This window comes from Mesorhizobium sp. P2_C4 (assembly GCF_056404575.1).
The window spans coordinates 126,777-152,176 of the sequence record NZ_JBFUDT010000007.1; the positions used below are offsets into that span (position 1 = coordinate 126,777).

Here is a 25,400-nt window from a genome sequence, read left to right on the forward strand (position 1 = left end):
CCATCAAATGGTATGAGAAAAACGTGGTTGGTTGCCGTTTGTTCCACCATTTGCCGAAAAAGACGGCTGCTGGAAAGAGCCGTCTGCGGCGCGATGAGTTGGCTACGCCTGACGGCTCACCCGGCGATTGCGTCGGGTGAGCGTCTCTTGGCAGGCAACATGCGGGAAGGCGAGGCAGGCCGCGCCAGTTTTATGCTGCGGCTTTCGCTTGCCGGTCGAAGAACAGGGCCTGGCTGATCAGGGCCTTGACCATGTCCGGATTGAACGGCTTGGTGACCAGGAAGGCCGGTTCCGGCCGCTCGCCGGTCAACAGGCGCTCGGGAAAAGCGGTGATGAAAATCACCGGCACCGATGTCGACGCCAGAATCTCGTTGACCGCATCGATGCCCGAACTGCCGTCGGCAAGCTGTATGTCGGCCAGCACCATCCGTGGCCGCGTCTTGCCGAACATCATCACCGCCTCAGCGTGTGTGCGGGCTGTTCCAACGACACGGTGGCCGAGGCTCTCGACCATCTCCTCGATGTCCATGGCGATCAGCGGCTCGTCCTCGATGATCAGCACATCGGTTGCCACCTGCCGGGAAATCTCGTTGCTGGCCTGCGCGAGGAGTTCGGAGAATTCCCTGTCGCCGACATCGAGAATCTCCGCCGCCTCGTCTTCGCTGAAGCCTTCGACGGCGACCAGCAGGAAGGCCTGGCGGGGGCGAGGTGCGATCGCATTCAGATTGGCCGCGGCGCGCTGTTCCCACGCCGATTGTGCCTGCTCCTGCGGAACGCGGATGGCGACTGAGGTGAAGAGCTTGGCGAAAATCTTGTAAAGCGCGATGCGGTCGTTCGATGCGTCGGGAAAGATATCGACATCGGCGATGATGGCTTCGAGCATCGCGGCGACCAGTGCGTCGCCGCTTTCCTGCGATCCGGAAACGGCGCGCGAGAAGCGGCGCAGGAACGGCAGGTGCGGGGCGATGGTTGCAGATAGGCTCATGGTAGACGTCTCCCTCAGATGACGTGATTGCACAAGTTGCAGGTCAAGCTGATTGCAAGCCCCGGAGACACAAACGCCGTTTTTCGCAAAAAGTTCCGATGCTTGTGGAACTAATATACCGGGGCGGCGTTTCAGGGTCGGGATGGGCAACCAGACGAGGGGGCCGCTCGCCTAGCGTATGTAGTTCAAAAGAGCGGCTCGGGTGCTGGAAATAAGGGCGACATGAAGGATATGACGAAAGATACAATGGCTGGCGCCGCAGACAGGCGCCGGGCTGCTTCCGGTGACCCGCTCGGGCCGAACTCGGAAATCGGCCGCAAACTCAAACAATATTACGACGAGCTCGTCTCCGACAATGTGCCGGATCGCTTCGCCCAGCTGCTCAGCCAGTTGGAACAGGCTGAACCCGCACAGAAAAAGGACTGAGACATGGCGGCCGTCTCTCAGGGCTTCAAGACCGATCTGCTCGGCTCGATCCCGAGCCTGCGCGCCTTTGCCGTGTCGTTGACACAGAACGCGGACAAGGCCGACGACCTGGTGCAGGAAACGCTGGTCAAGGCCTGGGACAAGCATGAAAGCTTCCAGCCGGGCACCAACCTCAAGGCGTGGCTGTTCACCATCCTGCGCAATGAGTTCTATTCGCAGATGCGCAAGCGCGGCCGCGAGGTGCAGGACAGCGACGGCATCATGACGGCCAGGCTTGCCGTTCATCCGGCCCAGCATGGCCAGCTCGACCTCAAGGATTTTCGCGGCGCGCTCGAGCAATTGCCCGAGGATCAGCGCGAAGCCATCATCCTCATCGGCGCGTCGGGCTTCTCCTATGAGGAAGCCGCCGAGATTTGCGGCTGCGCGGTCGGAACGATCAAGAGCCGCGTCAGCCGTGCCCGCACGCGATTGCAGGAAATCCTGAAGATTTCCGGCGAGGACGAGTATGGCCCGGATGCGATTTCGGCTCAGGTCACGGGGTCAAACGCCGCTTAGGGCGTGACGGCTTGAACGGTCTGCGAGCAGGATTACGCCGCAGACCGTCGTCCGCAGGCCGCCGCCACCGCCTCGACCAGATCGTCTCCCGAATAGGGCTTGGTGACCAGTTTGATGCCCGGAAAGGCCGCCTTGATCTCGTCGGCATCCGAGTAGCCCGAGGCGAAGATGAAGGGCACGCCCGAGTGGAGCAGTTGCAAGGCAAAATCACGCGTCGAGGTCCCGCCAAGCATCAAGTCGACGATGGCTGCGTCGAATTGCATGGCCACCTTGTGCTGATCGATTTCGGACAGATCGCGGGCAATGACCACCTCGCCGGCGCCATAATCGCGGCAAAGCTGCTCGACATCCATGGCGATCAGGAACTCGTCCTCCAGGACCAGTATCCGCAATCCGTTGAGCAATGGGGGCACTTCGCAATGTCTCCTTGAAACAAAGCGATTCATGATCGCTATTTGGCAGCCTGTCATTTAAAAAAGACATGCCCGATGCCGGAACTCCGATCCCTGCAAGACGTTTGCATTCAGCCTGTCTCAAACAGGCTTTCGAAGAGGGGTCGAAATGTCTGGCCAGAACGGTCGTTCTTTCTCCAGCCGCCAGTATCCGTGCGAGAAATGTCCGCTGCGGCCACTCCCGGTGTTCCGGGAGTTCGAAAAGCAGGAACTCGCCTTCCTCAGCACGTTCAAGAAAGGCGAGCTCGCCGTCGACAAGGGCGCCACGGTTCTGGTCGAGGGCAGCCACAGCGCCCATCTCTACACGGTGCTGTCGGGTTGGGCCTTCCGCTACAAATTGCTGCCTGACGGCCGGCGCCAGATCCTCAACTATCTCATGCCCGGCGATCTCATCGGCCTGCAAGGCAGTGTGATGGGAGAGATGCAGCATTCGGTCGAGGCGCTGTCGCCGATGCTGCTGTGCGTCTTCGAGCGCGAATATCTGCACGACCTATACCGCAACCATCCGGGTCTGGCCTACGACATCACCTGGATCGCCTCGCGGGAAGAGCGGATGCTGGATGAGAACCTGCTCAGTATCGGCCGCCGCAGCGCGATCGAGCGCTTGGCCTATCTTATCGCTTTCATCGGCAGCCGGGCCAAGGTGGTCGGTCTCAACGGCAAGCACTCGGTCCAGATTCCGATCACGCAGCAACATGTCGCTGATACGCTCGGCCTGTCGCTGGTCCATACCAACAAGACGATTCGCAAGCTGATGGACCGCAAATTGATCGTCTGGCGCGACGGTGGTTGCGAGGTGGTCGACAATGACGGTCTGCAGACGCTCGCCCGCTGGGAGGGATTGAGCGAGGGACGCAGGCCGCTGATCTGATGAGGGACAAGACCGTGCCCGGCAGCGGGCTGGACTCATCTCGTGAAACATCTTTTGATGGCGCTTGTTCCGATTTCGGAACCTTGGCCTGTATCGAGCGTTTGAAACCAAGCAAACGCAAGGAGTTAAGCAATGGCAACTGCCGCAGGAAAAACCGCTGGTGACAGCCGGGCGAATTCGGACCTCGAAGCCGACATCAAGCAATTGAAGGCCGATATCGAAAAACTCACCAAGCAGTTGGCCAAGACCGGCGAACATGGCTATGGCACCGCCCGGCGCGCCGCCACCGAAGGTGTCGAGCAATTGCGCGCCCAGGGCGAGGCAACCTTCGACAATCTGCGCGGCAGCGCCAAGGACATTGAAGCGCAGATGATGGCAAGCGTGCGTGAGAAGCCGGTAACGTCGCTGGCGATCGCAGCCGGCGTCGGTTTTCTCTTCGCGCTTCTGGCGCGGCGCTAGTTCCTGTCCAGATGGGAATGCTGGCATCGTTGATCTCGGCTTTCGCCTCGGGCGAAACCGTTGCCGCCATGCGCCGCGCGCGCACGGCGGCAATTGTCTATGGGCTCGCAGCAATTACGGCGCTCTGCGGTCTCGGCTTCCTGCTCGGAGCTGCCTATATCTGGGCTGCCGATCGCTATGGCTCGCTGGCAGCCTGCCTCGGCTTCGGGGCCGGCTTCCTGGTGATCACCGGGCTCATCCTGCTTATTCACCAGATATCGGCCGGTTCGCGCGCACGGCGCCGCGCCAGACGGCGCAACGCCGATATGAAGGCGATCGGCATCACAGCGGCCCTCGCCGTGCTGCCGGCGCTGCTCAAGGGCAAAGGCGGGTTGGGTGTGATACTCGGCCCGGCGGTGGCGCTCGCCGCCTACGCCATCTATCGCGAGAACGTAAAGCCCGATCCTGACGATCCGGATGGCGGAGACGATAGCTAGTCCGTCACTTCGACAGGTCCTCGAGCGGCATAGATATCTCGGCGAACACGCCCTCCGGGCGGAATTCGTGGGTCACCTCGCTGGAGATGACCTTGGCTAGGCTGCGGCGGATCAGGATCGAGCCGAAGCCATGGCGCTCGGGAACGGAGACTGGCGGGCCGCCGCTTTCGCGCCAGGTCAATATCAGGCGCTGTGCCCCCTTCTTGCCCTGTGTCTTCCAGTCGAGCTGAACCTTTCCCGAAGCCACCGACAGTGACCCGTATTGCAGCGCGTTACTGGCCAGCTCGTGCAGGATCAGGCCGAGCCCAACGGCCTGATCGGGTGAAAGCAGGAGGTCGGCGCCGGAGATCGCCATGCGCGGCTGCGAGACGCTGTCGAACGGTTTCACTTCGATCTGCACCAGTTCGGCAATGCCGATGCCGCGCCATTCGCGATCCGACAACAGATTGTGGGCGGCACCCAGGGCCTGCAGCCTGGCGCCGAAAGCCTCGAGAAATTCGCTCGGCTGACGGGCATGGCGGACGGTCTGCGTCGCCAGCGCTTGCACGGTCGCCAACGTATTCTTGACGCGGTGGTTCAACTCGCGCAGCAAGAGCCTTTGCCGCTCGTCGCCGAGCTTGCGCTCAGTGATGTCGTAGTTGACGCCGAAGATCAGCGTCGGCTTGCCGTCGTCGTCGCGCTCGATGACACGGCCGCGCGTGGCGATCCATCGCGGTGGATTGAAGCCTTTCACACGGTACTCGCCGAAATAGTCGTCACTGCCGGTCAGAGCGTCGCGAAAGCGCGTCTCGGTCTGGTAGACATCGCGCGGGTCGATGGCGCCAAGAATGTCGCGTGCCTTCAGCCGGTTCGAACGCGGCAGGTTGAACAGCTCCGACAAAAGCACGTCGCATTCGATCATGTCGGTGCGGATGTCCCACGCCCAGCTGGCAAGCGAAGCGGCATCGAGCGCGATGGCGCGGCGCTTTTCCTCGCGCACCAGTGCTGCTTCGGCCAGCGCGCCGTTGCGGGTGGCGTCCTTCAAGGTGAACAGGCTGGCGGCAAGCGCGGCCAGGTTCTTGAGCTGGTCGAGCTTGGCGGCGGAAGGATGTGCGTGCGGCTTTCGGTCGAGCACGCAGAGCGTACCGATCCGCGCGCCTGCCACCACCATCGGTGCGCCGGCATAGAAGCGGACATGGTGCTCTCCAGTGACCAGCGGATTGTTTGAAAAACGTGGATCGATTGTGGCATCCGGCACCACCATCGGCTCGTCGCCGGCGGCGATCGCATGGGCGCAAAACGAGATGTTGGTTGCCGTTTCGGTCTCGTCCAGGCCGAAGCAGGCCTTGAACCATTGCCGCTCGACATCGAGCAGCGTGACCAGTGCAATCGGCGTTTGCATCACAGCGGCGGCCAGCCGGCTGATGCGATCGAAGTCGGGATCGGCCGCGGTGTCGAGCGCATCGAGGCTGTGCAACACGGCAAGCCGGTCCTCGGCGTTTACCGCGCGGCGGACATCGGCCGGCAGACCCGGCGGCTTCTGTACCTTGCTATCCACCAAGCCCCCAATAACTTGCCTGCAGCCTGCATGTGCCGCACCGACGGCTGGCCGCTGGCTTCAGTATCCGGAACTTTTGTAGCGGAGAATCGTTACCCGACCATGCTTTGCCAGACACGCCTGTCGGCGCCAGACGATATGGAGGCCGGCCTTGGTCAAGATCATTCCTGAAAACAAAGCCCGTCAGGGAGGCTGGGGGCGACATGGCTTGCGCATCCTGATTGCCGCGCTGCTTCTGGTGTTCGTCGGCTGGGGCATCGCCGAAATCTATGGCGAGATGATCGGTACGCCCGCCAACCAGGGGCAGACGCCCAACGGCCAGGGTTCGCGGCTTGATGGACATCAGGCGGCCTTGGCCTGAGCCGCGCGTCGCGGCACCAGCACCTTCAGCACGCCGGGATGAATTTCGATCGTCGTCTCGCGGTCAAGTTTGACCAGTTCGCCATCGATGACGGCGCGGAATTTCTTGACTGGCGAATGGATATTCAGGATCGCCCGCTCGGCCTGGTGGATCTCGACATGCTCGTTGTCGCGCCATTTGCCGCGCGCCACGTCGAACAAGAACTTGGCCAGTTCGCGGCGCTGCCTAGCCACGGTGACGTAGATGCCAAGCACGCCGCCCGCCGGGTTGTCGGCGTAGGGCAAGTGGCCCTCGCCAAACAGATTGTTGGTGACGCCGATGCCGGTGATGCGCGTCACGATCTCGGCTTTGCCGACGGTCAGGGTCACCTTCATCGCCGGTGGGTCGTTGATTGTCGACCAGGCGGCTTTTGCCGAGGCGCGGATCTTTCCCAGCCGCGAGCCGAATTCCATGTTCTGGCGCAGCTGCACCATCCTGGCATGCATGCCGATCGAGAATTGATGCACGAAAGGCCTGCCATTGGCACTTGCGATGTCGACGGCGATGACCTCGCCGTCGGCGAATGATTTCAGTGCCGCGTCGAGGGTCTGCGGGATGCCGAGCCCGCGGGCAAACAGGTTCATGGTGCCCGCCGGCAATATCGCCAAGGCCTTCTTGCCATTCATCAGCCGAGCTGCCGCGGCCGAAATGGTGCCGTCGCCGCCGCCCGCCAGCACAATGTCAATGCCGCGCCGTGCGACAGTCTTTGCGAGCGCTGCCTCAACGTCTTTGCCGGCGACGATGTCGATATCGATGAAGTGGCTAGCCGCCTCCAGCGTCTGACGCATCCGGTCGGAAAAGGCTAGAAGATCGGTCGTCCGCAAGGTGCCGCCGTCCCGGTTCAGCACCGCCGCAAATCGCATGCCCCACTCCGTATGCCTGCAATCATTGAGCTGGCAAAAGTCCCAGCCAAAGGCTGAAACGGAGCGGCGGACGAAAGGTTCCGCCTGACGAGGGGAAATCTGTGCGAGCTCTACCGCGTTCCGGAAAGCGGCAGGCCGGCGACATGACCGGCAACGCCAGCTTCTGTCAGTTCGGCAAGCGCCAGCGACTGGTCGAGATGCTCGGCCCGCCAGGCGAGCAGCCGTTCGGCAAACTCCAGCCGCACAGCGACATAGGCCGGATCGGTGGCGACATTGTTCAGCTCTCCGGGACCCTTCTTCAGGTCGAACAGCAGCGGCGGCAGGCCGCCACCGAAATGCACATATTTGAACTCCTTCGTGCGGATGACGGCTAGGTTGCACTGGCGCGGGCCGATGCCGAAATGCCGCTCCGCCTCACCCTCGGCAATCGAGCGGAAATCGAATTCCCAATGCGCGGCGTCACGCCAGTCCTCAGGCGTCTCGTTCGCCAGGAATGGCTTCAGCGAACGGCCGTCGAGATGTGGCGGCGGAGCCTCGCCGAGCAGGTCGAGCAGCGTCGGCGCGATGTCGACCGCCTCGGTGAAGCGGTCGATGCTCGTACCGGCCGCCTTGCCATAGCGCGGGTCACGGATGATCAGCGGGATGTGAAAGCTGCCGTCGAAGAAGCCGCCCTTGCCGAGCATGAAATGGTCGCCCATCATCTCGGCATGGTCGGAGGTCAGCACGATGATGGTGTCATCCCAGGCGCCCGCCGCCTTGACCGCTTGCCAGATGCGGCCAAGCTGCGCGTCCACCTCCGAGATCATGCCGTAGTAGAGCGCGCGGATGCGGCGGAAATTGTCGTCGCCCCAGTCGCGCACCATGCCCTCGGCGCCAGGACGGAAATTCGCCCGCTGCTGCCGGCCCATGCCGTAAGCGAGATAGGGGTGGCTCCCGGCTTCGGTCTGCCAGCTTGCGGCGCGGCGGAAGGCTGGACCGTCGGTCGGATCATATAGGGTGTTGTAGGGCCCCGGCACGATGAAGGGCGGATGCGGGCTGAGGAAAGAGACATGCGCGAACCAGTCGCGCTGCTGTTCGCCAAGCCAGCGGACGAATTCGCCGGTCAGGAAAGCCGCCGGTGTTTCGTCCTTCGAATAGATCGGGGGAGCATTGGTGACCGGCTCGTCGATCTTGTTGCCCGAGGCCTCGCCCGCGGGGCGGTGGATGTCGGGAAAGCCGGCGCCGGCATCGACGCCGCGCAGTGCCAGCCAGGACAACCAGGGCTTCTGGTGCTCGGGCAGAAGTTGGCGCACGGAAAAGCCGGGCAGCACGCCTTCATAGGTTTTCAGCCTGGGGTCGCCGGGCGCCAATGTGCGCGGATCGAGCGAGACGTCGGTGTAGCCGAACAGCGTCGGATCGTAACCCAGGCTGCGCGCCGAAAGCGCGATGTTGCCGTGGCGGGCGTCGAGCGGCGTGCCATTGCGGCAGACACGGTTGTTCATTTGATAGAGCCCGGTGTAGAGGCAGGCGCGTGCCGGCGAACAGGGTGCGGCGCCGCCAAAATGCTGCCGAAACAGCACGCCCTCGGCGGCCAGTGCGTCGGCGTTCGGCGTCTTCACCACCGGATGGCCGACCGCCGACAGGCAGTCGCCGCGCCACTGGTCGCAAGAGATCAGGAGAACATTCGGGCGTCTGTTTTTGTCGGCCAATCGCAGTATCCTCATCCCCATCCGGCGCCTAAAAGAGCGCCGCTCATGGAACCGAAATTTCGCGATGAAGCAAGCCTGACGGATTTGCCAAAGTGTGAACAAAGGAAATGCCACTGTTCACCATTAGCGCACAGTCCATTCTGTGTTTGTTGCCTTTGATCCGGACGGGCGGGTCCTCATATTGGCGTGGACAGCGGCATGGGCCGCACAGATACCAAGGGAAGGAGCAGGAAAATGCTCGACCAGATCAAAGGGCTGCACCACGTCACCTCGATGGCCAGGGATGCGCGCCAGAACAATGAGTTCTTCACCAAGAAGCTCGGCCTGCGGCGGGTCAAGAAGACCGTCAATTTCGACGCGCCGGATGTCTACCATCTCTACTACGCGGACGAACTCGGCACGCCGGGGTCGGTGATGACCTATTTTCCGTTCCCGAACATCGGCAAGGGCCGCCACGGCGTCGGCGAAGTCGGCAGCACGGTCTATTCGGTGCCTGAGGGCACGCTCGGCTATTGGGAAAAGCGGTTTGCCGATGAGGGAGTCAGCGGGCTCTCGCGCGACGAAACATTCGGCGAGAAGCGTCTCGCCTTCGCCGGTCCCGATGGCGACGGTTTCGCGCTGGTCGAAGACAAGGCTGACACCAGGGCGCCATGGGCCAAGGGCGGCGTTCCCACTGATGAGGCGATCCGTGGCTTTCACTCGGTGTCGCTCCGGCTGAAAGATGGCGGCGCCACCGAGGAGCTGCTGAAGTTCATGGGCTACGAGGAGATCGACAGGTCAGGAAATGTCAGCCGGCTGGCTGTGAAGAACGGCAACGGCGCCGATGTCGTCGACATCGAATCGCTGCCGGGTGCCGGTTTCGCCAATCTTGGCGCCGGTTCGGTCCACCATGTCGCCTTCGCCGTCGAGAACCGCGCCAAACAGCTCGAAGTGCGCAAGGCGCTGATGGACACCGGTTACCAGGTGACGCCGGTGATCGACCGCGATTATTTCTGGGCGATCTATTTCCGCACGCCGGGCGGCGTGCTGTTCGAGGTCGCCACCAACGAGCCGGGTTTCGACCGCGACGAGGATACCGCTCATCTCGGCGAAGCGCTGAAGCTGCCGTCGCAGCACCAGCACCTCAGGCCCTATCTCGAAGAACATCTGCAGAAGCTGGAAGGCTGAGGTCATGAGCAAGGACGCTTACATCCACAAGGTGCTGCCCGGTTCGCCTGACGGCCCGCTGCTGTTCGTCTTCCACGGCACCGGGGCGGACGAGAACCAGCTGCTGTCGCTGGGGCACGATCTGGCGCCGCAAGCCACCATCATCTCGGCGCGCGGCGATGTCTCCGAACAAGGTGCGGCGCGCTTCTTCCGCCGCACCGGCGAGGGCGTCTACGACATGGACGACCTGGCGCGGGCGACGCAGAAGATGGCCGGCTTCGTCAAGGCGCATATCGAGGCGGCGAAACCGTCCTCGGTGCTTGGCCTCGGTTATTCCAACGGCGCCAACATATTGGCGTCGGTGGTGTTCGCGGCACCGTCGCTGTTCAATGCGGCGGTGCTGATGCATCCGCTGATCCCGTTCGAGCCTGAGGTGAAGGGCAGTCTCGCCGGCCGCCGCATCCTGGTCAGCGCCGGCAAGCGCGACCCGATCTGCCCGCCGAACCTGACGTCGCGGCTCGAGGCGTATTTGCGCGCCGATGGCGCCGATGTCACAGTGGAATGGCATGAGGGCGGCCACGAGGTGCGGCCAAACGAGATCGAAGCGGCGCGGCGGTTCTTCGCTGCCGTGCCGGTTGAAGGAGCAAACAATGCCTGACCAACTGCCTGAGATCGAACTGGAGGATCGCGGCTCCAAGGGCCGCTATGTCCTACGCGGTCCTGATGGTGCCGAGGCGGAGATGACCTTCACCAAGATCGGCGAACACATCATCATCATCGATCACACCGAGGTGCCGGATGCATTTCGTGGCCAGGGTGCGGGGCTTCGCCTCGTCACCCGAGCCGTCGAGGATGCGCGGGCAGTGGGAAAGAAGATCATCCCGCTCTGCCCGTTCGCCAACGCCCAGTTTCGGCGTCATCCGGAGTGGGCCGACGTGCTGAAACAGTAGGTTCGTTCGCCGGCTTGGCGGGCGGCAAGATGGTCGAGAGCGGACAGCCACAAGGAGATAACCTTCTCTGGCATTTGCGCCGCCCGGCCATCTTGCCTAAGTAGACGGTTCGCCTGCAGACTGGCGCTCCGTCTCCCCTTGAACCGAATGGCTCCTTGATGTCCGAACTCGATCTCGTCCCCGTCTTCGACGGCCACAACGACACGTTGCTCAGGCTCTATCAGTCGAAAGACACCGATGTCGAAAAGCTGTTCATCGAGGGGACGCCGGGCGGCCATATCGACCTGCCGCGCGCTAAAAAGGGCGGCTTTGCCGGCGGCATGTTCGCCATTTTCCCGCCGCCGGTCGAGAAATCCAAGCGCGCCTCGGTGCCGCCAGCACCCAGCGACAATGAGCCGTTGCCGCCCGAACTGCCGCGCACTGACGCGCTGACGTCCACCATCGCCATGGCCTCGATCCTGTTTCGGCTGGAGCGGGCCGGAGCGCTCTCTGTCTGCCGCAGCGCCGATGACGTGCGCAATGCGATGGCCAAAGGCTCAATCGCAGCGGTGTTCCACATCGAAGGGGTCGAGGCGATCGATCCCGAGCTCACCATGCTCGACGTGCTGCATGAAGCCGGCCTGCGCTCGCTCGGCATCGTCTGGAGCCGTCCGAATGCCTTCGGCAATGGCGTGCCGTTCCGCTTTCCCTCGTCGCCCGACACCGGCCCGGGCCTGACCGATGCCGGCAAGGCGCTGGTCAAGGCCTGCAACCAGCTCAAGATCATGATCGATCTCTCGCATCTCAACGAGAAAGGCTTTCGCGATGTCGCCGCGCTCAGCGATGCGCCGCTGGTCGCCACCCACTCCAACGTGCATGCGCTCTGCACCCATTCGCGCAACCTCACCGATTGGCAGCTTGGCGCGATCCGTGAGTCCGGCGGCATGGTCGGACTGAACTTCGCCACCGGCTTCCTGCGCGAAGACGGCCGGATGAATGCCGACACCAGCCTCGACATCATGGTGCGCCATGTCGATTCGCTGCTGCAGGCGCTGGGCGAAGACGGCGTCGGCCTGGGTTCCGATTTCGACGGCGCCATGATCCCCGCGCCGATCGGCGATGTCGCCGGCCTGCCGAAACTGATCGATGCACTGGCCGCGCGCGGCTTCGGCCGCGCATTGATCGAGAAGATCGCTTACCGGAACTGGTTAAACGTGCTGGAAAGAACCATAGGGTGAAGTGGACCAGCCGTCTTTCGCAAACGGTCCATGCCCTTTGTTGGACAATCGTGCGCCATGCTCACATATGTCTACTTCGGAACAAATGACCTGAAGCGAGCCACAGTGTTCTATGATGCCGCGCTAGCGCCGCTGGGCATGGAACGCTGCATCACCGGCGATCCTGCCTGGGACAGCACTTCTGCTGGATGGGGCACCTACGAGGACGGCGGTGTGCGCGAACTGGCATTCTGGATCGGAAAGCCATTCGACCAACAGGCTGCGACAACAGGAAATGGCAGCATGGTCGCGTTCAGAGCGCGATCATGGAAAGAGGTCGACGACTTTTATGCCGCGGCCCTCGCCAATGGAGGAAGTTGCGAAGGTGCCCCGGGCCTGCGATTGCACTACAGCCCGGACTTCTATGCAGCTTATGTGCGCGATCCAGACGGCAATAAGCTCGCCGCTGTCTGCCGCGGCGTGCAGGCGCCCTAACGCGCGGTGCTTATTCGAAACCCATGCGCTGCAGCCAATCCTGGCCGATGCCGCGATCGCGGATGATGGGCAGTGGATCGGTGGAATCCAGCCGGGCGCAGATGCGGTAGACCTCGAGCGTCTCGGCGCTCAGCTCGCCGCGCTTGTAGAAGAACATGGCGGCGGCATAGCGGGTGCGGCCCGACCATTTTTCGCCGAGCGGCGTGTTGACCAGCTCCCACTGTTCGGCGACTTCCCCGTCATCATCCGGCTTGTCGGCCTCGTCGGTCATGCTCAGAAATCCGCAGGCGGGTTGGCGGTGCGGCGGTCGAGCTTGATGAACGGCCGCGCCACCACCTTGGCCCGCTTCATCAGCTTTTGGTACTGCAGCTCGCGCATGGCGTAGATCTCGACCCAGAGGTCCTCGACCATCGTATCACCATAGGGACGCGCCAGTGAGGCGATGGCGATGTTGCGCTTGGCCATCGGCGACCACATGGCGGCACTGACCAGCCCGACCTCCTGCGACTTCTTGTAGTAGACGACGGCGTGTTCTGCCGGGATGTTGCCTTCGATCTCCAGCCCGACCAGTACATGGCGCAGCTTGTGCTCGGCGCGGGCTTCGAGGATGGCGCGGTGGCCGTTGAAGTGACCTTTTTCGAGGTCGATCATGAAGCCGAGGCCGATCTCGTCCGGCATGCGCAAGCGGTCGGCGCGGATGGCATGCTCCGAGGTGGTGAAATCCGCGTTGGCGACGATCAGGCCGGCTTCGAGGCGGGCGCGGTTCAAGGCGGTGTAGCCCATGGCACGGATGCCGCGCAGTTCGCCCGCCATCATCAGCCGGTCCCACAGACTGAGCGCATTGTCCGCGGACACGAACAGTTCGTAGCCGAGATCGCCGGTGAAGCCGGTGCGCGAGATGGTGACGGTGCCACCCTCGTGCGGGAAATCGGCGAGGTCGAAAACCTTCAGCTTTTCGACGCCGGCAAAACCGGCATCGCGCAGCACGGCAAACGAGGTCGGGCCCTGCAGGGCCAGACCGGCGACGGCCTCAGTCTCTTCTTCGACCGTCACATCGAAGCCGATGGCGCTGTCGAGCAGCCAGGGCAGATGCCGCTCCTGCGAGCACAGCCGGAAGCGCGTCGGCGACAGCCGGAACAGGGTGCCGTCGTCGAGGACAAAACCCTCATCATCGCACCAGGCGGTGTAGTGGACGCGACCGGTTTTGAGCTTGGCCACATCGCGCAGCGTGACGCGGTTGAGCAAGGCTTCGGCGTCCGGCCCTTCGATGCGGTATTTCGTCATCGGCGAGATGTCGAACAGCGCGGCCTGGCTGCGGATGGCGAAATATTCGAGCTCCTCGTCCCACAGCGAATGCGGAGCGCGGTAGCCGGCCCAATTGTACCAGTCCTGCGTCCTGGCCAGCGCATCGATGCGTGGCTGGAACGGGGTGCCGAGACGAAGCGTGCGGAAATGCGATTGCGCCGCGATGCGGGCCGGGATGAGCGGGCTCGTCTTTGCCGGGCTGGGCTTCTTTTTTGTCGCTTGTGCCATGGCCTAGCCTTTCATCGCGATAATGCGCTTCGCCGCATTCAAGCCGGGTGCGCCGGAGACACCGCCACCCGGATGCGAGCCGGCGCCGGCAAGGAACAGTCCTTCGACCGGCGTGTCGTAGCCCGACCAGCCGGACACCGGTCGCGACATCAGCATCTGGTCGGCCTGCAGTTCGCCATGATGCCAGTGGCCGCCCGGCATCCGGTAGCGCGTCTCGATGTCGGCCGGCGTCAAAAGCTCAGCGTGCTGCACGGATTTGCCGATCCCCGGCGCATAGGCTTCGAGCTGCGCCATGATCGCCGTGAGGAATTTCGGCTTGCCGGCGCTCCAGCCCTCTTTCAGCGCATACGGCGCATACTGCACCACCGCCGACAGCACACAGGCGCCAGCGGGCGCGAGCGACGGATCGGCAAGGCTGGGCAGCGTGATCTCCATCACCGGCTCGGGCGAGAACTCGCCGTATTTCGAGGGATTGAAGGCGCGTTCGACATGGTCGGGCGAGGGCGCGATAACCAGACGACCTTTGTGGCCGGCTGCATCGACGCCGGTGAATTGCGGCGGCCGGTCTAGCGCCAGATGGAGCTTCGCTGCATCGCCCTTCATGCGGATTTTCTTCACCTTGCGCGCGAAGCCGGTATCGACGTCGCGCGGCCCGACGAGATCGAGGACAGTGGTCGCCGGGTTGATGGCGGAAACGATTGTTTTCGCCTGAAGCACTTCGCCGCTGTCGAGCGCAACGCCGACGGCGCGGCCTTTCTCGACGATGATTTTCGCCACCGACGACGCGGTGCGGATGGTGACACCGGCCTGTTCCGCCGCTGCGCGGATGGCGGTGACGACCGCGCCCACGCCGCCTTTGGGCACCACCTGCGCGCCGGCCTTGCCGCCGGTCTCACCGGCCAGCCGATAGTAGAGACCAAGCAGCGAGGTCGGCGAGCGGGGGCCGAGATGGCTGCCCAGCGTCGCATCGAAGGCGAGCAGGCCCTTCAACCTGATATCGGCAAGCTGCTCGTCGAGCAGGTCGGCGACGTTCATCAGCAGCACGCGCAGGAAATCGCGCATGTCTTCCTTGCCGAGTTTCTTCAGCGCCAGAGCCGTCTGGCCAAGTGCTGCCGTTTCAAGCAGCGACATGCCGCCAAGATCGGGTGGCCGGCGTGACAGGAACGGTTTCAGGATGGCGGCATAGCGCAGCAGCTGGGCCCGCAATTCCTTCCACGCTGTCTGCTCAGAGGCGCTGGAGCCGGTCAGCACTTCGCCATAGGCGCCATGCAGGACAAGCGGCGGGCCGTCCTTCGACAGTGCCATCGACGGCACGAAATCGCTGCGTTCGATCTGCAATCCGTGTTTTTCCAGCTGCAGCGTCTTCACCACTTCGGGATGCAAGCGGTTCAGCACATGGGCGATGGAGGAGACGCGAAAGCCGGGTGCGAATTCCTCGGTTCGCGCGGCGCCGCCGACGTCGCCGGCGGCTTCCAGCACCAGCACCTTGCGGCCGCTCTTCGCCAGAACGGCGGCGGCGACGAGGCCGTTGTGGCCGCCGCCGATGATGATCGTATCAAATGACGTCATGGGCCGGGCTCATATGCGAGGTGGATTTGGCGAGGTCGCGCAGGATTTCGGCCGCGGCATTGCGGCCCGGCGCACCCATGACGCCGCCGCCGGGATGGGTCGAGGAGCCGCACATATAGAGGCCGCCGACCGGCGAACGGTATTGCGCGTAGCCCGGCACCGGACGGTTGAACAAAAGCTGGTCGAAGGTCAGTTCGCCCTGGAAGATGTTGCCTTCGGTGAGGCCGACTTCGGCCTCGATCTCGCGCGGCGTGCGCACTTCCATATGGACGATGCGGTCGCGGAAGCCGGGCGAATAATCTGATATCTGCGCAATCACACTTTCGGCGAAACCATCGCGATCGGCATCGGTCCAGTCGCGACCGCCAATCTTGGGCGGGGCGTATTGCACGAAGCAACTCATGAAATGCTTGCCTGACGGAGCCATGGTCGGGTCGAGCGTCGTCGGGATGACCATGTCGAGGAACGGATCGGCCGACCAACGCCCGGCCTTCCAGTCGTCATAGGCGCGCTCCATGCGCTCCATCGAATCGGTGAAATGCATGTCGCCGCGATAGACCGGCGAATCCTTCGGCAGCGCCGGGAATTCGGGCAGCGAATCGAGCGCGATGTTGACCTTGCCCGAGGAGCCGCGAATCTTGAAGTTCTTCACCCGGCGCAGGAAGATGTCGGGCAGTTCCTTCTCCTCGACCAGCTTGAGGAAGGTGCGTTTCACGTCGGCGTTGGAGACGACAAGCTTGCCGTAGATCTCCTCGCCGCCGGCCAGAACGACACCTTTGGCTTTGCCCTTGCTGACCAGCACATGGTCGACCTCGGCGCCGGTGCGGATGGTGCCGCCCGAAGCCTGGAAGGACGCGGCGAGCGCCTTGGTCACCGCACCCATGCCGCCGCGCGCATAGCCCCACGCGCCGACCGAACCATCGACCTCGCCCATATAGTGGTGCAGAAGCACATAGGCGGTGCCCGGTGACATCGGCCCAAGCGCGGTGCCGATAATGCCGGACAAAGCGAAGTTGGCCTTGATCACATCGGTCTCGAAATATTCGTCGAGGAACTCCGAGATCGACATGGTCCAGAAGCGCAATGTCAGTGCCATTTCCTCGGCCGAGAGCCCCGCGAATTTCTTGCCGAGATAGAGCAACTCGCCGATGTCGCGCGGCCGAAAACTGGTCGGGTCGGGTGCGGTGCGCATCAGCAGCGGCTGGATGAAGCGGCACTGGCGCGTCACGTCGCGCGAATAGCGGTCATAGGCCTCGGCATCGCGCTTGGAAAAGCGGGCGAATTCGCGCCGGTGCGCATCGTGGTCGCGGTAGTTGGCGAGGTAGTCGCCGTCGCGGGTGAACACAGCGCCGCCCTCATAGGAGATCACCTGCAGGCCGAAGCGGGGCAGTTCGAGGTCGCGCATGATCTCGGGGCGAAACAGCGAGCAGACATAGGAGCAGTTGGAATAGAGGAAGCCTGGTGTCAGCTCGCGGCTGGTGGCGGCGCCGCCGACCCAGCCGTTCTTCTCGACCACCAGCACATCGAGCCCGGCGCGCTGCAGGTAGCAGGCGTTGACCAGCCCGTTGTGACCGCCGCCGATAATGATCGCATCCCAAGCCTTCATTCGCGCCCAGCCTTCATTGTGCTCGACCCTTCATTTTTGCGTGATCTGTCCCCGAATGCGCGGAATTTGGCACGGCAGCGGCCATTCTGTCCAGTCATTCTGAATGAATGTTCAACAAATGATGTTGCGTTTTCCCGTTAATGCGCTACGCTTTGCCGGCATTCGAACCTGCGCAATTCGGCCGACGGGACTGAGGTCTGATGATCGAAACGGCAGATGCCGAGCCGGAATATGACGACACCGCGATCCGCTTTCTCGAGGCGCTTTGGGGCGACGGCTATCTGTCGCCGGGCGGGCCGGACGAGGTCGACCGGGTGATCGAAGGGCTCTCGCTGAAGGGCAAGACCATCCTCGATATTGGCTGCGGCTCAGGCGGCATCGCGTTGCATCTGATCGAGCGCCACGGCGCTGCGCACGCCACCGGCTTCGATATCGAGCGTCCGGTGATCGAGGCGGCCAGGAAGCGTGCCTCTGCGCATGGGCTTTCGGACCGCGCCAGCTTTGTCCAGGCACCGCCCGGACCGCTGCCTTTCACCGACGGCGCTTTCGATGTCGTGTTCTCCAAGGACGCGCTTTTGCATGTGCCGGACAAGGACGCGCTGTTTGTCGAGATATTCCGCGTGCTGAAGCCGGGTGGCGTCTTTGCGGCATCGAACTGGATGATCTCGCATGACGGCGAACCGTCGCCTCAGATGAAGGCCTATGTCGCGGCGGAGGGGCTGTCCTTCACCATGGCTTCGCCGGCGCGCTATGCGCAGGCGATGCGCCTCGCCGGCTTTGCCGATGTCACCGTGCGCGACCGCAATCCCTGGTATCGCGATGTTGCGCGCGGCGAGCTCGAGAGGCTCAAAGGCCCGCTCTATCCGACGGTCGCGGCGGCGGTCGGAGCAGCCTATGTCGACAAGAACATACGAACCTGGGAAGCCATGCAGAAGGTGCTTGACAGTGGTGAGCACCGTCCCACTCATCTTCGCGGGTGGAAGCCGGCTATGGTGGGATAGCCGGCAATGTGGAGCATGACGGCACCGATGAAAGCTGCAGCGCGCGACGAGCGATCTCTGGACATTTCCGGAAAGGGCGAACCGGAGAAACGCGGCCGTAAGGCATCGAAGGAAGTCAGGCAGCTGCAGCTGATCGAGGCGACCATCGATTCGCTGGCCAAGCGCGGCTACGCGGAGACGACGATGGCCGATGTCGCCGATGGCGCCGGCCTGTCGCGCGGCATCGTCAACTTTCATTTCGAGAGCAAGGAAAAGCTGCTGATCGCGACGCTGCAGCACATGTATGACGAGTATTCGGCGCATTGGCGTGCTTCTCTGCAGAAAGCCGGTGATGATCCGGCCCGCCAATTGCAGGTGCTGGTTTGGGCCGACTTCGACCGCTCGATCTGCAACAAGCGCAAGCTCGCCGCCTGGCTCGCCTTCTGGGGCGAGGCCAAGTCGCGGCCGGTTTATCAGGCGCTGAGCAGTTCCCGCGACGCGTACTACCAGCAGGTCTTCATCGATCTCTGCACGACGCTCAAACAGAGCGGCGGCTATGCCTATGAGCCGCAGGTGATGGCGCTGGCGCTGTCGGCCATGCTGGAAGGGTTGTGGCTGCGGCTGATGATGGGAACGGAAGACACCACACGCGAAACCGCCCTGCAAGCGGCGAACGTATTCCTCGCCGCGGCCTTTCCCAAGCACTACCGATAACCAGAAGCCAGCCAATCGAGCCGGCGACAAAGAGGAGGAACTGTAATGAGAAAAATAACCAGACGCCTGACACTGACTTTAGCACTCGCCGGAACCCTCGCCGCTTCGGCGGCGGCGATTGCGGTGGCCGCCGACAAGGACCTGATCGTGTTCGACTGGTCCGGCTACGAGGACCCAAGCTTCCATCCGAAATATGTCGAGAAGAACGGCGACTCGCCGACCTTCGCCTTCTTCGGCGATGAGGATGAGGCGTTCGAAAAGGTCCGCTCCGGCTTCAAGGCTGATCTCGGTCATCCCTGTTCGCAAAGCGTGACCAAATGGCGTGAGGCAGGACTGCTGCAGCCGCTCGACACCTCGAAAATAACCGGCTGGAAAGACCTCAATCCCGGCATCATGGCGATGAAGAACCTCGCCACCACCGACGACGGCAAGGCCTGGTTCATGCCTTGGGACTGGGGCAACACGCAGGTCACCTTCAACACCTCCAAGATCGACGAAAAGGAGGTGCAGTCGCTGAAGGCCTTCGCCGATCCGAAGTTCAAGGGCCGGGTTTCGATCGGCGACAATGTCGATGACGCCTACGCGCTGGCCAGCCTCGCCATCGGCCTCAAGGACTGGACCAAGATGACCGACGACCAGTTCAAGCAGGCGTCGGACTTCCTGCGCCAGGTGCACAAGAATGTTCGCTCCTACTGGACCGACACCACTGACGTCGTCCAGCTGTTGAGCGGCGGCGAGGTTGACCTCGCCTGGGCGTGGAATGACGCCACGGTGCAGTCGGTCGCCGCCGGCGTGCCGATCAAGTCCAAGAAGGACACCGACGAAGGCATTTCGACCTGGGTCTGCGGCTATGTGCTGTTCAAGGATGCGCCGGGCAATATCGACAAGGCCTATGACTATCTGAACGCCATCAATGATCCGGAGACTGCCAAGGTGCTGGTCAAGGACTGGGGTTATGGCCAGGCCAACGCCAAGGGCATGGCCGGCGTCGACCAGGCCGTCTTGAAGGAAAAGGGCTATGACGACGTCGGGAAATTCGTCGACAAGACGCTGTTCCAGTCGCCGGTCCCGTCGGAACTCAAGCTCAAGATGATCGCCGAGTTCGAGAAGATCAAAGCCGGCTATTGAGCTCTGTTTTGCGCCTCTCGTCTGCCTGCCGATATGGCGGGCAGACAGGCTCGCCAAAGCCGCGGAATTTTCCTAACCTCGCCTCGGTTCTCGCGATGAGGAGTTTCGCGCCATGAATTCCATGCTTCGCCGCCTTGTCCTTGCCGCCGTCTGCACCATTGGTGCCGGCGCGGCCTACGCGCTTGCCGAAGGCGGCGGCGACCTCGTCGTGTTCGACTGGTCGGGCTATGAGGATCCGCTGCTGCATCCCGCCTATGCCGCCAAACATGGTGCCGAGCCAACCTTCGCTTTCTTCGGCGACGAGGACGAAGCGTTCCAGAAGATGCGGGCCGGCTTCAAGGCCGATATTGCGCACCCCTGCTCGCAAAGCGTGGTGAGGTGGCGCGAGGCCGGCATGCTGCAGCCGCTCGACACCAGCCGCATCGCCGGCTGGAAGGACCTCAATGCCGGCATCATGGCGATGAAGGATCTCGCCACCACGGCCGACGGCAAGGCCTGGTTCATGCCCTTCGACTGGGGCAATACCTCGCTGCTCTATCGCACCGACAAGGTGACGGCGGATGAGGCGCAGTCGCTCAGGATCTTTGCCGATCCGAAGTTCAAGGGGCGCGTCACCATCGGCGACAATGTCGACGACGCCTATGCGCTGGCCAGCCTGGTCATCGGCCTGAAAGACTGGACCAAGATGACCGACGCGCAGTTCAAGGAGGCGTCGGCTTTCCTGCGCGACGTGCACAAGAACGTCCGCTTCTACTGGACCGACGACACCGACCTCAACCAGGCCTTTATCGGCAATGAGGTCGATCTTGTCTGGGGCTGGAACGAAACCTTCGTGACGCTGAAGGGGCAGGGACTGCCGATCACCATGAACCGCGGCACGAAAGAAGGCATATCCACCTGGGTGTGCGGCTATGTGCTGATGAAGGACGCGCCCGGCAATCTCGACCAGGCCTATGATTTCCTCAGCGCCGTCAATGCGCCTGGCGTGTCGGACTATTTGGTCAAGACCTTCGGCTACGGCCATGGCAACGGCGCCGGCATGGCGGCGATCGACGCCAAGATCCTAAGCGATCGCGGGTTCGACAATCTCGACAAGTTCCTCGACAAGACATTGTTCCAGCAGCCTGTGGCGCCGGAGCTGAAGCAGCGGATGATCGACGAGTTCGAGAAGATCAAGGCCGGCTATTGAAGAGCGGGATTGAAAGAACCAATGTCGTCATCATTGGCGCCGGCTTCACCGGCCTGTCGGCGGCGCTTGAACTGAAGAAAGCCGGCATCGATTTCATCCTGCTCGAAGCGCGCGATCGCGTCGGCGGTCGCGTCGAGTCCAAACAAAACGGGCTTGGTGAGCGCATCGACAGCGGCGGCCAGTTCCTGTGCGAGGACATGCCGGAATTGATGGCGCTGGTCGGGACCCGCGCCAAGACATTGGTCGAGACTCATGTCGATGGCGACTTCATCGCCCAGCCGTCGATGTCGGCACGGGAAGCGGAACGCGCCTATGCTGGGTCGATGGCGATCCGTGATCGCATGAATGCGATCGAACCCGACAACCCTGAGATCGTCGGGCTGACCGTCGCCGCATGGCTCGAACAGCAGAATGATCCCGCCCAAGCCAAGGCCGCCTTCCGGTCGATGATCGAGGGCCTGTGGTGCCAGGCGCTGGAAAAGATGCCGCTGTGGCATCTGATCGACAATGATCGCCGCATCACCAACGAGGTTTCGGAGCTGCAATATTTCGTGCGCGAAACCATGCATTCGCTGACTGATGATCTGGCCAGCGATCTCGGCAACAGGCTGCGCTTGAACACGCCCGTAACACTCATCGAACACGGACCGGAGGGGGTTCGTCTGGCTTCAGCGACCGGCGCGATCGAGGCGCGAACGGCCCTGATCGCCGTACCGCCGGTGATGGCCTCAAAACTGGCGTTCACGCCGCCGCTTCCGGCTGCGCTCGGACGAGCCCTCGGCGTCTGGCAGAGCGGCGATGTGATCAAGGTGCTGGTGCGCTATGACAGGGCCTTCTGGCGCGACAAAGGCCTGAGCGGCATGGTGATGTGGCGCGATCTGCCGGGCCTGTTCGCCTGCGATGTCAGCAAGGACGATGACCATGCCGCGCTGGTTGTCTTCATTGGCGGCCCGCTGGCCCTGCGCTGGCGCACGCTGGGCGATGCGGCGCTGCGCGCCGAAGTGACGGCACGGTTGCGGGACGCTCTCGGCGACGAAGCAAGCAAGATGCTCGATCTCAGCTATCGTGACTGGATGGACGATCGCTGGAGCGGTGGCGCCTATGGCGACCTGATCATGGACGTGACGGCGACTGATGCCGAGCGAACAATCCTGGCCGGTGCGCCGCCACTGTATTTTGCCGCGTCGGAACTGTCGCCGTCATTTCCGGGCTATGTCGAAGGGGCGATCGTTGCCGGACGCATCGCGGCGCGCAAGATCATCGCCGACTTTCTTGGCGGAGCATGATCTTTTCCGAAAACCGGTTTCCAATTTTCGGGATCATGCTCAGTCGGCCATCGCCACCAGCGCTTCGGGGTCGTAAGCGAGGCGGATCGAGGTGCCGACCGGGATGTCGTCGGCGCCGAAATCATTGGTCTCGGTCACCGACAGCGGCTTTTCCAATCCCGGGATTTCAACGATCAGATGGGTGATCTCGCCGAAATAGTGGCGTTCGACCACCTTGCCTGCCACCTCGAATTTCGCGGTGGCATTGTCCCACAGGACACGCAGGCGTTCCGGACGGATGCCCAGCGTGGCAGCGCCGCCATTGCGCACGAATGCCTTCGGCTTGTCGGTCTTGACGCGGCCGAAGCCGAGCGTGTCGACGACCAGTGAGGCGCCGTTTTCCTCGACGATCTGAGCCTTGACGAAATTCATGCCGCCGAGGAAGTCGGCGACTTGGCGGTTGACCGGCCGCTGGTAGATCTCCTTGGGCGAGGCGATCTGCGCGATCCTGCCGCCGAACATCACCGCGATGCGGTCCGACATGGCCAGCGCCTCATACTGGTCGTGGGTGACCAGCACGAAGGTGATGCCGACGGCCTGTTGCAGGCGACGCAGTTCGACCTGCATCTGCTCGCGCAGTTTCTTGTCCAGCGCCGACAGCGGCTCGTCGAGCAGCAGCACTTTTGGCCGCATCACCAGCGCGCGGGCGAGCGCCACGCGCTGCCGCTGGCCGCCAGACAGTTCGGTGGCGAGACGCTTGCCGAGGCCGGTCAGCGACACCTGAGCCAGCGCTTCCTCGACGCGGCGCTTTTCCTCCGAGCCTTCCAGCTTTAACCGCTTCAGCCCATAGGCGACATTCTGCTCGACATTGAGATGCGGGAAGATGGCATAGCTCTGGAACACCATGTTGGTGGGGCGGCGATTGGCCGGGATGCCTTCCATCGCCTGACCGTCGACCGAGATCGTACCGCTGGTCGGATTGTCGAAGCCGGCGATCATGCGCAGCAGTGTGGTCTTGCCGCAGCCGGAGGGGCCGAGCAGCGAGAAGAATTCGCCTTCCTTGATGGTCAGCGAGGAGTCGTCGAGTGCCTTGAACGACCCATAGCTGCGGGTGACGTTCTTGATCTCGATCATCGGCCGTTCGGCCTGCGATCGTTCGGCTTGCGGCCGCTCAGGCATAGAGGCCTCCCTCGTTCTGGGTGCGTTTTGCCGCGCGGCGGCGCAGGATTTCGGCGACGGTCATCAAAAGGAAAGAGGCCACCAGCAGCAGCGTGCCCAGCGCCAGCACGCCCGGCAGTTTGGCGGCAAAGCGCAGCTGGCCCCAGATGTAGATCGGCAGCGTCGCCTCGGTGCCGGTCAGGAAGAAGGCGATGATGAATTCGTCGAGCGAAATGGTGAAGCAGACCAACAGGCTGGAAATGATCGCCGGCGCCACCATCGGTAGCGTCACCCGCCGAAAGGTGCCAAAGGCGCTCTCGCCGAGATCGGCGGAGGCTTCTTCCAGGCTGCGGTCGAAACCTTCGAAGCCGGAGGTCAGCACCGTCATCGAATAGGGGATGCAGACCAGGACATGGCCGAGCACGACGGTGAACAGCGACAGGCTTAAGCCCAGCTGCAGCATTACCAGCAGCATCGAGATGGCGACGATGACTTCCGGCAGCACCAGCGGCGCCATGATCAGGCCGTTGATCGTGCGGCGGCCGGGGTAGCGGTAGCGGGTGATGGAGCGTGCCGCGAGGATGCCGAGCACTGTCGAGAGGATGGAGGCCGAGACGCCGACGACCAGGCTGTTCCAGGCGGCGTCGAGCAGTGCCGGCGTGCGCGGCAGATCCTCGTACCAATGCAAGGTGAGACCGGTAAGCGGGAATTTCGGCGTCGCCGCCGTGTTCACCGAAAAGATCGGCAGGAAGATAACCGGCAGATAGAGGAAGACGACGTAGAGAAACGCATAGGTCGACAGCCAGCCATTGGCCAGGAAGCGCCGCACCGCCGTCATCGTGCCAGCCTCTGGATGGCGCGGATGATCAGCACGGTGGCGCCTGCCATCAAGGTTACGATCAGCATTGTGGTCACCGAAAGGGCCGCGCCCAGCGGCCAGTTGGACGCCTTGCCGAACTGCGCCTGGATGGCGTTGGCGATCATGACGCCGTCCTTGCCGCCGACAAGTTTCGGCGTGACGTAGTCGCCGACCGTCGGGATCATGACAATGAGTGCCGCCGAAATGACCCCGGGCGCTGACAGTGGCAGCGTCACGCGCAGGAAGGAGCGCAGCGGGCCGTCACCGAGGTCCTTGGCCGCCTCGACCAAGGTGCGGTCGACTTTTTCCAGCGAGACGAAGATCGGCAGGATGGCAAAGGCCGCCCAGGCGTGGGTCAGCGTGATGATGACGGCGGTCGAGTTGTAGAGCAGCGCGGTCGATGGCTCGTCGATGATGCCAAGGCCCATCAGCCCGGAATTCAAGACGCCATTGTAGCCGAGGATGACCTTCCACGACATCACGCGCAGCAGGTAGCTGGTCCAGAACGGGATGGTGATCAAGAACAGCCACAGGCTCTTGTGGCGGCCGCCATGGAACGAGATGAAGTAGGCGATCGGATAAGCAAGGATGACCGTGAAGAAACTGACCGTCAGCGAGATGTAGAGCGAGCGCCAGAGCAGGTCGCGATAGATCGGCTCGGTCAGCGCGATGCGGTAGTTTTCCAGCGTGAAGGTGTGGTCGATGGTGAGGTAGTTCTGCGTCCAGAAAGAGTGGGCGATGACCACCAGGATCGGCCCGACCAAAAGGACCAGTGCATAGAGAAGGGTCGGGCTGATCAGGACAAAGCCCTGGACGGGTTCGGACTGCAGAAGGGCGTTTCGCCTGGCCCGCGTCATGCGCAGCGGGGGCGATCCCTCGGCAGCCGCAGTCATTGCCGGG

Annotated in this window: 28 protein-coding genes; 16 read left to right on the forward strand and 12 right to left on the reverse strand. The window is 62.9% G+C overall.

Annotated features, from left to right (window positions below; genetic code table 11):
- Positions 1-190 precede the first annotated feature (190 nt).
- On the reverse strand, positions 191-985 hold the full coding sequence (locus AC1DX6_RS24170) for a response regulator (RefSeq protein ID WP_477317984.1): 795 nt from the start codon (positions 983-985) through the stop codon (positions 191-193).
- 222 nt (positions 986-1,207) lie between these two features.
- Here AC1DX6_RS24170 and AC1DX6_RS24175 point away from each other — a divergent pair, with 222 nt between their 5' ends.
- On the forward strand, positions 1,208-1,411 hold the full coding sequence (locus AC1DX6_RS24175) for a NepR family anti-sigma factor (RefSeq protein WP_477271483.1): 204 nt from the start codon (positions 1,208-1,210) through the stop codon (positions 1,409-1,411).
- Between the two features lie 3 nt (positions 1,412-1,414).
- Positions 1,415-1,966 carry a sigma-70 family RNA polymerase sigma factor gene (locus AC1DX6_RS24180; RefSeq protein WP_258607097.1) on the forward strand — a complete coding sequence of 184 codons (552 nt, stop codon included), beginning with the start codon at positions 1,415-1,417 and terminating at the stop codon, positions 1,964-1,966.
- Between the two features lie 32 nt (positions 1,967-1,998).
- Here AC1DX6_RS24180 and AC1DX6_RS24185 read toward each other — a convergent pair whose 3' ends face one another.
- Positions 1,999-2,319 (reverse strand): response regulator, encoded by a 321-nt coding sequence (locus AC1DX6_RS24185; protein WP_477318299.1) that lies wholly within the window; start codon positions 2,317-2,319, stop codon positions 1,999-2,001.
- 208 nt (positions 2,320-2,527) lie between these two features.
- On the opposite strand from AC1DX6_RS24185, the gene AC1DX6_RS24190 reads away from it, so the two are divergent.
- From AC1DX6_RS24190 to AC1DX6_RS24200, 3 genes are all read left to right on the forward strand, one after another.
- Positions 2,528-3,289, forward strand: coding sequence for a Crp/Fnr family transcriptional regulator (locus AC1DX6_RS24190; protein WP_477317986.1), 762 nt, complete (start codon positions 2,528-2,530; stop codon positions 3,287-3,289).
- Between the two features lie 132 nt (positions 3,290-3,421).
- Positions 3,422-3,748, forward strand: coding sequence for an ElaB/YgaM/YqjD family protein (locus AC1DX6_RS24195; protein ID WP_477317988.1), 327 nt, complete (start codon positions 3,422-3,424; stop codon positions 3,746-3,748).
- Between the two features lie 11 nt (positions 3,749-3,759).
- Positions 3,760-4,224, forward strand: coding sequence for a hypothetical protein (locus AC1DX6_RS24200; protein WP_477317990.1), 465 nt, complete (start codon positions 3,760-3,762; stop codon positions 4,222-4,224).
- A gap of 4 nt (positions 4,225-4,228) precedes the next feature.
- On the opposite strand, the gene AC1DX6_RS24205 is transcribed toward AC1DX6_RS24200, so the two are convergent.
- Positions 4,229-5,761, reverse strand: a complete 1,533-nt coding sequence (locus AC1DX6_RS24205; protein WP_477317992.1) for a sensor histidine kinase — start codon at positions 5,759-5,761, stop codon at positions 4,229-4,231.
- A gap of 151 nt (positions 5,762-5,912) precedes the next feature.
- Here AC1DX6_RS24205 and AC1DX6_RS24210 point away from each other — a divergent pair, with 151 nt between their 5' ends.
- Entirely contained in the window at positions 5,913-6,122 is a 210-nt protein-coding gene (locus AC1DX6_RS24210) for a hypothetical protein (RefSeq protein ID WP_477317994.1), read from the forward strand.
- Here the strand turns inward: AC1DX6_RS24210 and AC1DX6_RS24215 are convergent.
- Together AC1DX6_RS24215 and AC1DX6_RS24220 are read right to left on the reverse strand one after the other, a co-directional pair.
- Complete coding sequence (locus AC1DX6_RS24215; RefSeq protein ID WP_477317996.1) at positions 6,104-7,024, reverse strand: diacylglycerol/lipid kinase family protein; 921 nt, start codon at positions 7,022-7,024, stop codon at positions 6,104-6,106. The two genes, AC1DX6_RS24210 and AC1DX6_RS24215, sit on opposite strands and share 19 nt — an antisense overlap.
- A 110-nt stretch (positions 7,025-7,134) precedes the next feature.
- Positions 7,135-8,712: an alkaline phosphatase family protein gene (locus AC1DX6_RS24220; protein WP_477317998.1), complete on the reverse strand. Its 1,578-nt coding sequence runs from the start codon at positions 8,710-8,712 to the stop codon at positions 7,135-7,137.
- A 234-nt stretch (positions 8,713-8,946) separates the two neighbouring features.
- Here AC1DX6_RS24220 and AC1DX6_RS24225 point away from each other — a divergent pair, with 234 nt between their 5' ends.
- The 5 genes from AC1DX6_RS24225 (at position 8,947) to AC1DX6_RS24245 (ending at position 12,499) form a co-directional block, all read left to right on the forward strand.
- On the forward strand, positions 8,947-9,879 hold the full coding sequence (locus tag AC1DX6_RS24225) for a VOC family protein (protein WP_477318000.1): 933 nt from the start codon (positions 8,947-8,949) through the stop codon (positions 9,877-9,879).
- Between the two features lie 4 nt (positions 9,880-9,883).
- On the forward strand, positions 9,884-10,516 hold the full coding sequence (locus tag AC1DX6_RS24230) for an alpha/beta hydrolase (RefSeq protein ID WP_477318002.1): 633 nt from the start codon (positions 9,884-9,886) through the stop codon (positions 10,514-10,516).
- Positions 10,509-10,808 carry a GNAT family N-acetyltransferase gene (locus AC1DX6_RS24235; RefSeq protein ID WP_477318004.1) on the forward strand — a complete coding sequence of 100 codons (300 nt, stop codon included), beginning with the start codon at positions 10,509-10,511 and terminating at the stop codon, positions 10,806-10,808. The genes AC1DX6_RS24230 and AC1DX6_RS24235 overlap by 8 nt, the downstream gene beginning before the upstream one ends.
- A 158-nt stretch (positions 10,809-10,966) precedes the next feature.
- The gene (locus AC1DX6_RS24240; protein ID WP_477318006.1) at positions 10,967-12,025 is read left to right on the forward strand and encodes a dipeptidase; all 1,059 of its coding nucleotides are present in this window, start codon (positions 10,967-10,969) and stop codon (positions 12,023-12,025) included.
- Positions 12,026-12,082: 57 nt separating this feature from the next.
- Complete coding sequence (locus tag AC1DX6_RS24245) at positions 12,083-12,499, forward strand: VOC family protein (RefSeq protein ID WP_477318008.1); 417 nt, start codon at positions 12,083-12,085, stop codon at positions 12,497-12,499.
- A 10-nt stretch (positions 12,500-12,509) separates the two neighbouring features.
- Here the strand turns inward: AC1DX6_RS24245 and AC1DX6_RS24250 are convergent, their stop codons facing one another.
- Genes AC1DX6_RS24250 through AC1DX6_RS24265 form a run of 4 tightly spaced genes read right to left on the reverse strand, consistent with a single transcriptional unit; the run spans position 12,510 to position 17,207 of the window.
- Positions 12,510-12,770: a hypothetical protein gene (locus AC1DX6_RS24250; protein ID WP_477318010.1), complete on the reverse strand. Its 261-nt coding sequence runs from the start codon at positions 12,768-12,770 to the stop codon at positions 12,510-12,512.
- 2 nt (positions 12,771-12,772) lie between these two features.
- The gene (locus AC1DX6_RS24255; protein ID WP_477318012.1) at positions 12,773-14,032 is read right to left on the reverse strand and encodes an aminomethyl transferase family protein; all 1,260 of its coding nucleotides are present in this window, start codon (positions 14,030-14,032) and stop codon (positions 12,773-12,775) included.
- Between the two features lie 3 nt (positions 14,033-14,035).
- On the reverse strand, positions 14,036-15,601 hold the full coding sequence (locus AC1DX6_RS24260) for a phytoene desaturase family protein (protein WP_477318014.1): 1,566 nt from the start codon (positions 15,599-15,601) through the stop codon (positions 14,036-14,038).
- Positions 15,588-17,207 (reverse strand): phytoene desaturase family protein, encoded by a 1,620-nt coding sequence (locus AC1DX6_RS24265; protein ID WP_477318016.1) that lies wholly within the window; start codon positions 17,205-17,207, stop codon positions 15,588-15,590. The genes AC1DX6_RS24260 and AC1DX6_RS24265 overlap by 14 nt, the downstream gene beginning before the upstream one ends.
- 200 nt (positions 17,208-17,407) lie before the next feature.
- Between AC1DX6_RS24265 and AC1DX6_RS24270 the strand changes: the two genes are divergently transcribed.
- From AC1DX6_RS24270 to AC1DX6_RS24290, 5 genes are all read left to right on the forward strand, one after another.
- Complete coding sequence (locus tag AC1DX6_RS24270) at positions 17,408-18,208, forward strand: class I SAM-dependent methyltransferase (RefSeq protein ID WP_477318018.1); 801 nt, start codon at positions 17,408-17,410, stop codon at positions 18,206-18,208.
- Between the two features lie 15 nt (positions 18,209-18,223).
- Entirely contained in the window at positions 18,224-18,901 is a 678-nt protein-coding gene (gene betI / locus AC1DX6_RS24275; protein WP_477318301.1) for a transcriptional regulator BetI, read from the forward strand.
- Between the two features lie 45 nt (positions 18,902-18,946).
- Complete coding sequence (locus AC1DX6_RS24280; RefSeq protein ID WP_477318020.1) at positions 18,947-20,029, forward strand: ABC transporter substrate-binding protein; 1,083 nt, start codon at positions 18,947-18,949, stop codon at positions 20,027-20,029.
- A 112-nt stretch (positions 20,030-20,141) separates the two neighbouring features.
- A complete protein-coding gene (locus AC1DX6_RS24285; RefSeq protein WP_477318022.1) occupies positions 20,142-21,218 on the forward strand; it encodes an extracellular solute-binding protein in 1,077 nt (358 codons plus the stop codon).
- On the forward strand, positions 21,215-22,504 hold the full coding sequence (locus tag AC1DX6_RS24290) for a flavin monoamine oxidase family protein (protein ID WP_477318024.1): 1,290 nt from the start codon (positions 21,215-21,217) through the stop codon (positions 22,502-22,504). Before AC1DX6_RS24285 ends, AC1DX6_RS24290 begins: the two co-directional genes overlap by 4 nt.
- Before the next feature lie 39 nt (positions 22,505-22,543).
- On the opposite strand, the gene AC1DX6_RS24295 is transcribed toward AC1DX6_RS24290, so the two are convergent.
- The 3 genes from AC1DX6_RS24295 to AC1DX6_RS24305 are packed head-to-tail and all read right to left on the reverse strand — an operon-like array spanning position 22,544 to position 25,393.
- Positions 22,544-23,617: an ABC transporter ATP-binding protein gene (locus tag AC1DX6_RS24295; RefSeq protein WP_477318303.1), complete on the reverse strand. Its 1,074-nt coding sequence runs from the start codon at positions 23,615-23,617 to the stop codon at positions 22,544-22,546.
- A 37-nt stretch (positions 23,618-23,654) separates the two neighbouring features.
- Positions 23,655-24,479 (reverse strand): ABC transporter permease, encoded by an 825-nt coding sequence (locus AC1DX6_RS24300; protein ID WP_477246416.1) that lies wholly within the window; start codon positions 24,477-24,479, stop codon positions 23,655-23,657.
- Entirely contained in the window at positions 24,476-25,393 is a 918-nt protein-coding gene (locus AC1DX6_RS24305) for an ABC transporter permease (protein ID WP_477318026.1), read from the reverse strand. The genes AC1DX6_RS24300 and AC1DX6_RS24305 overlap by 4 nt, the downstream gene beginning before the upstream one ends.
- Between the last annotated feature and the right edge of the window lie 7 nt (positions 25,394-25,400).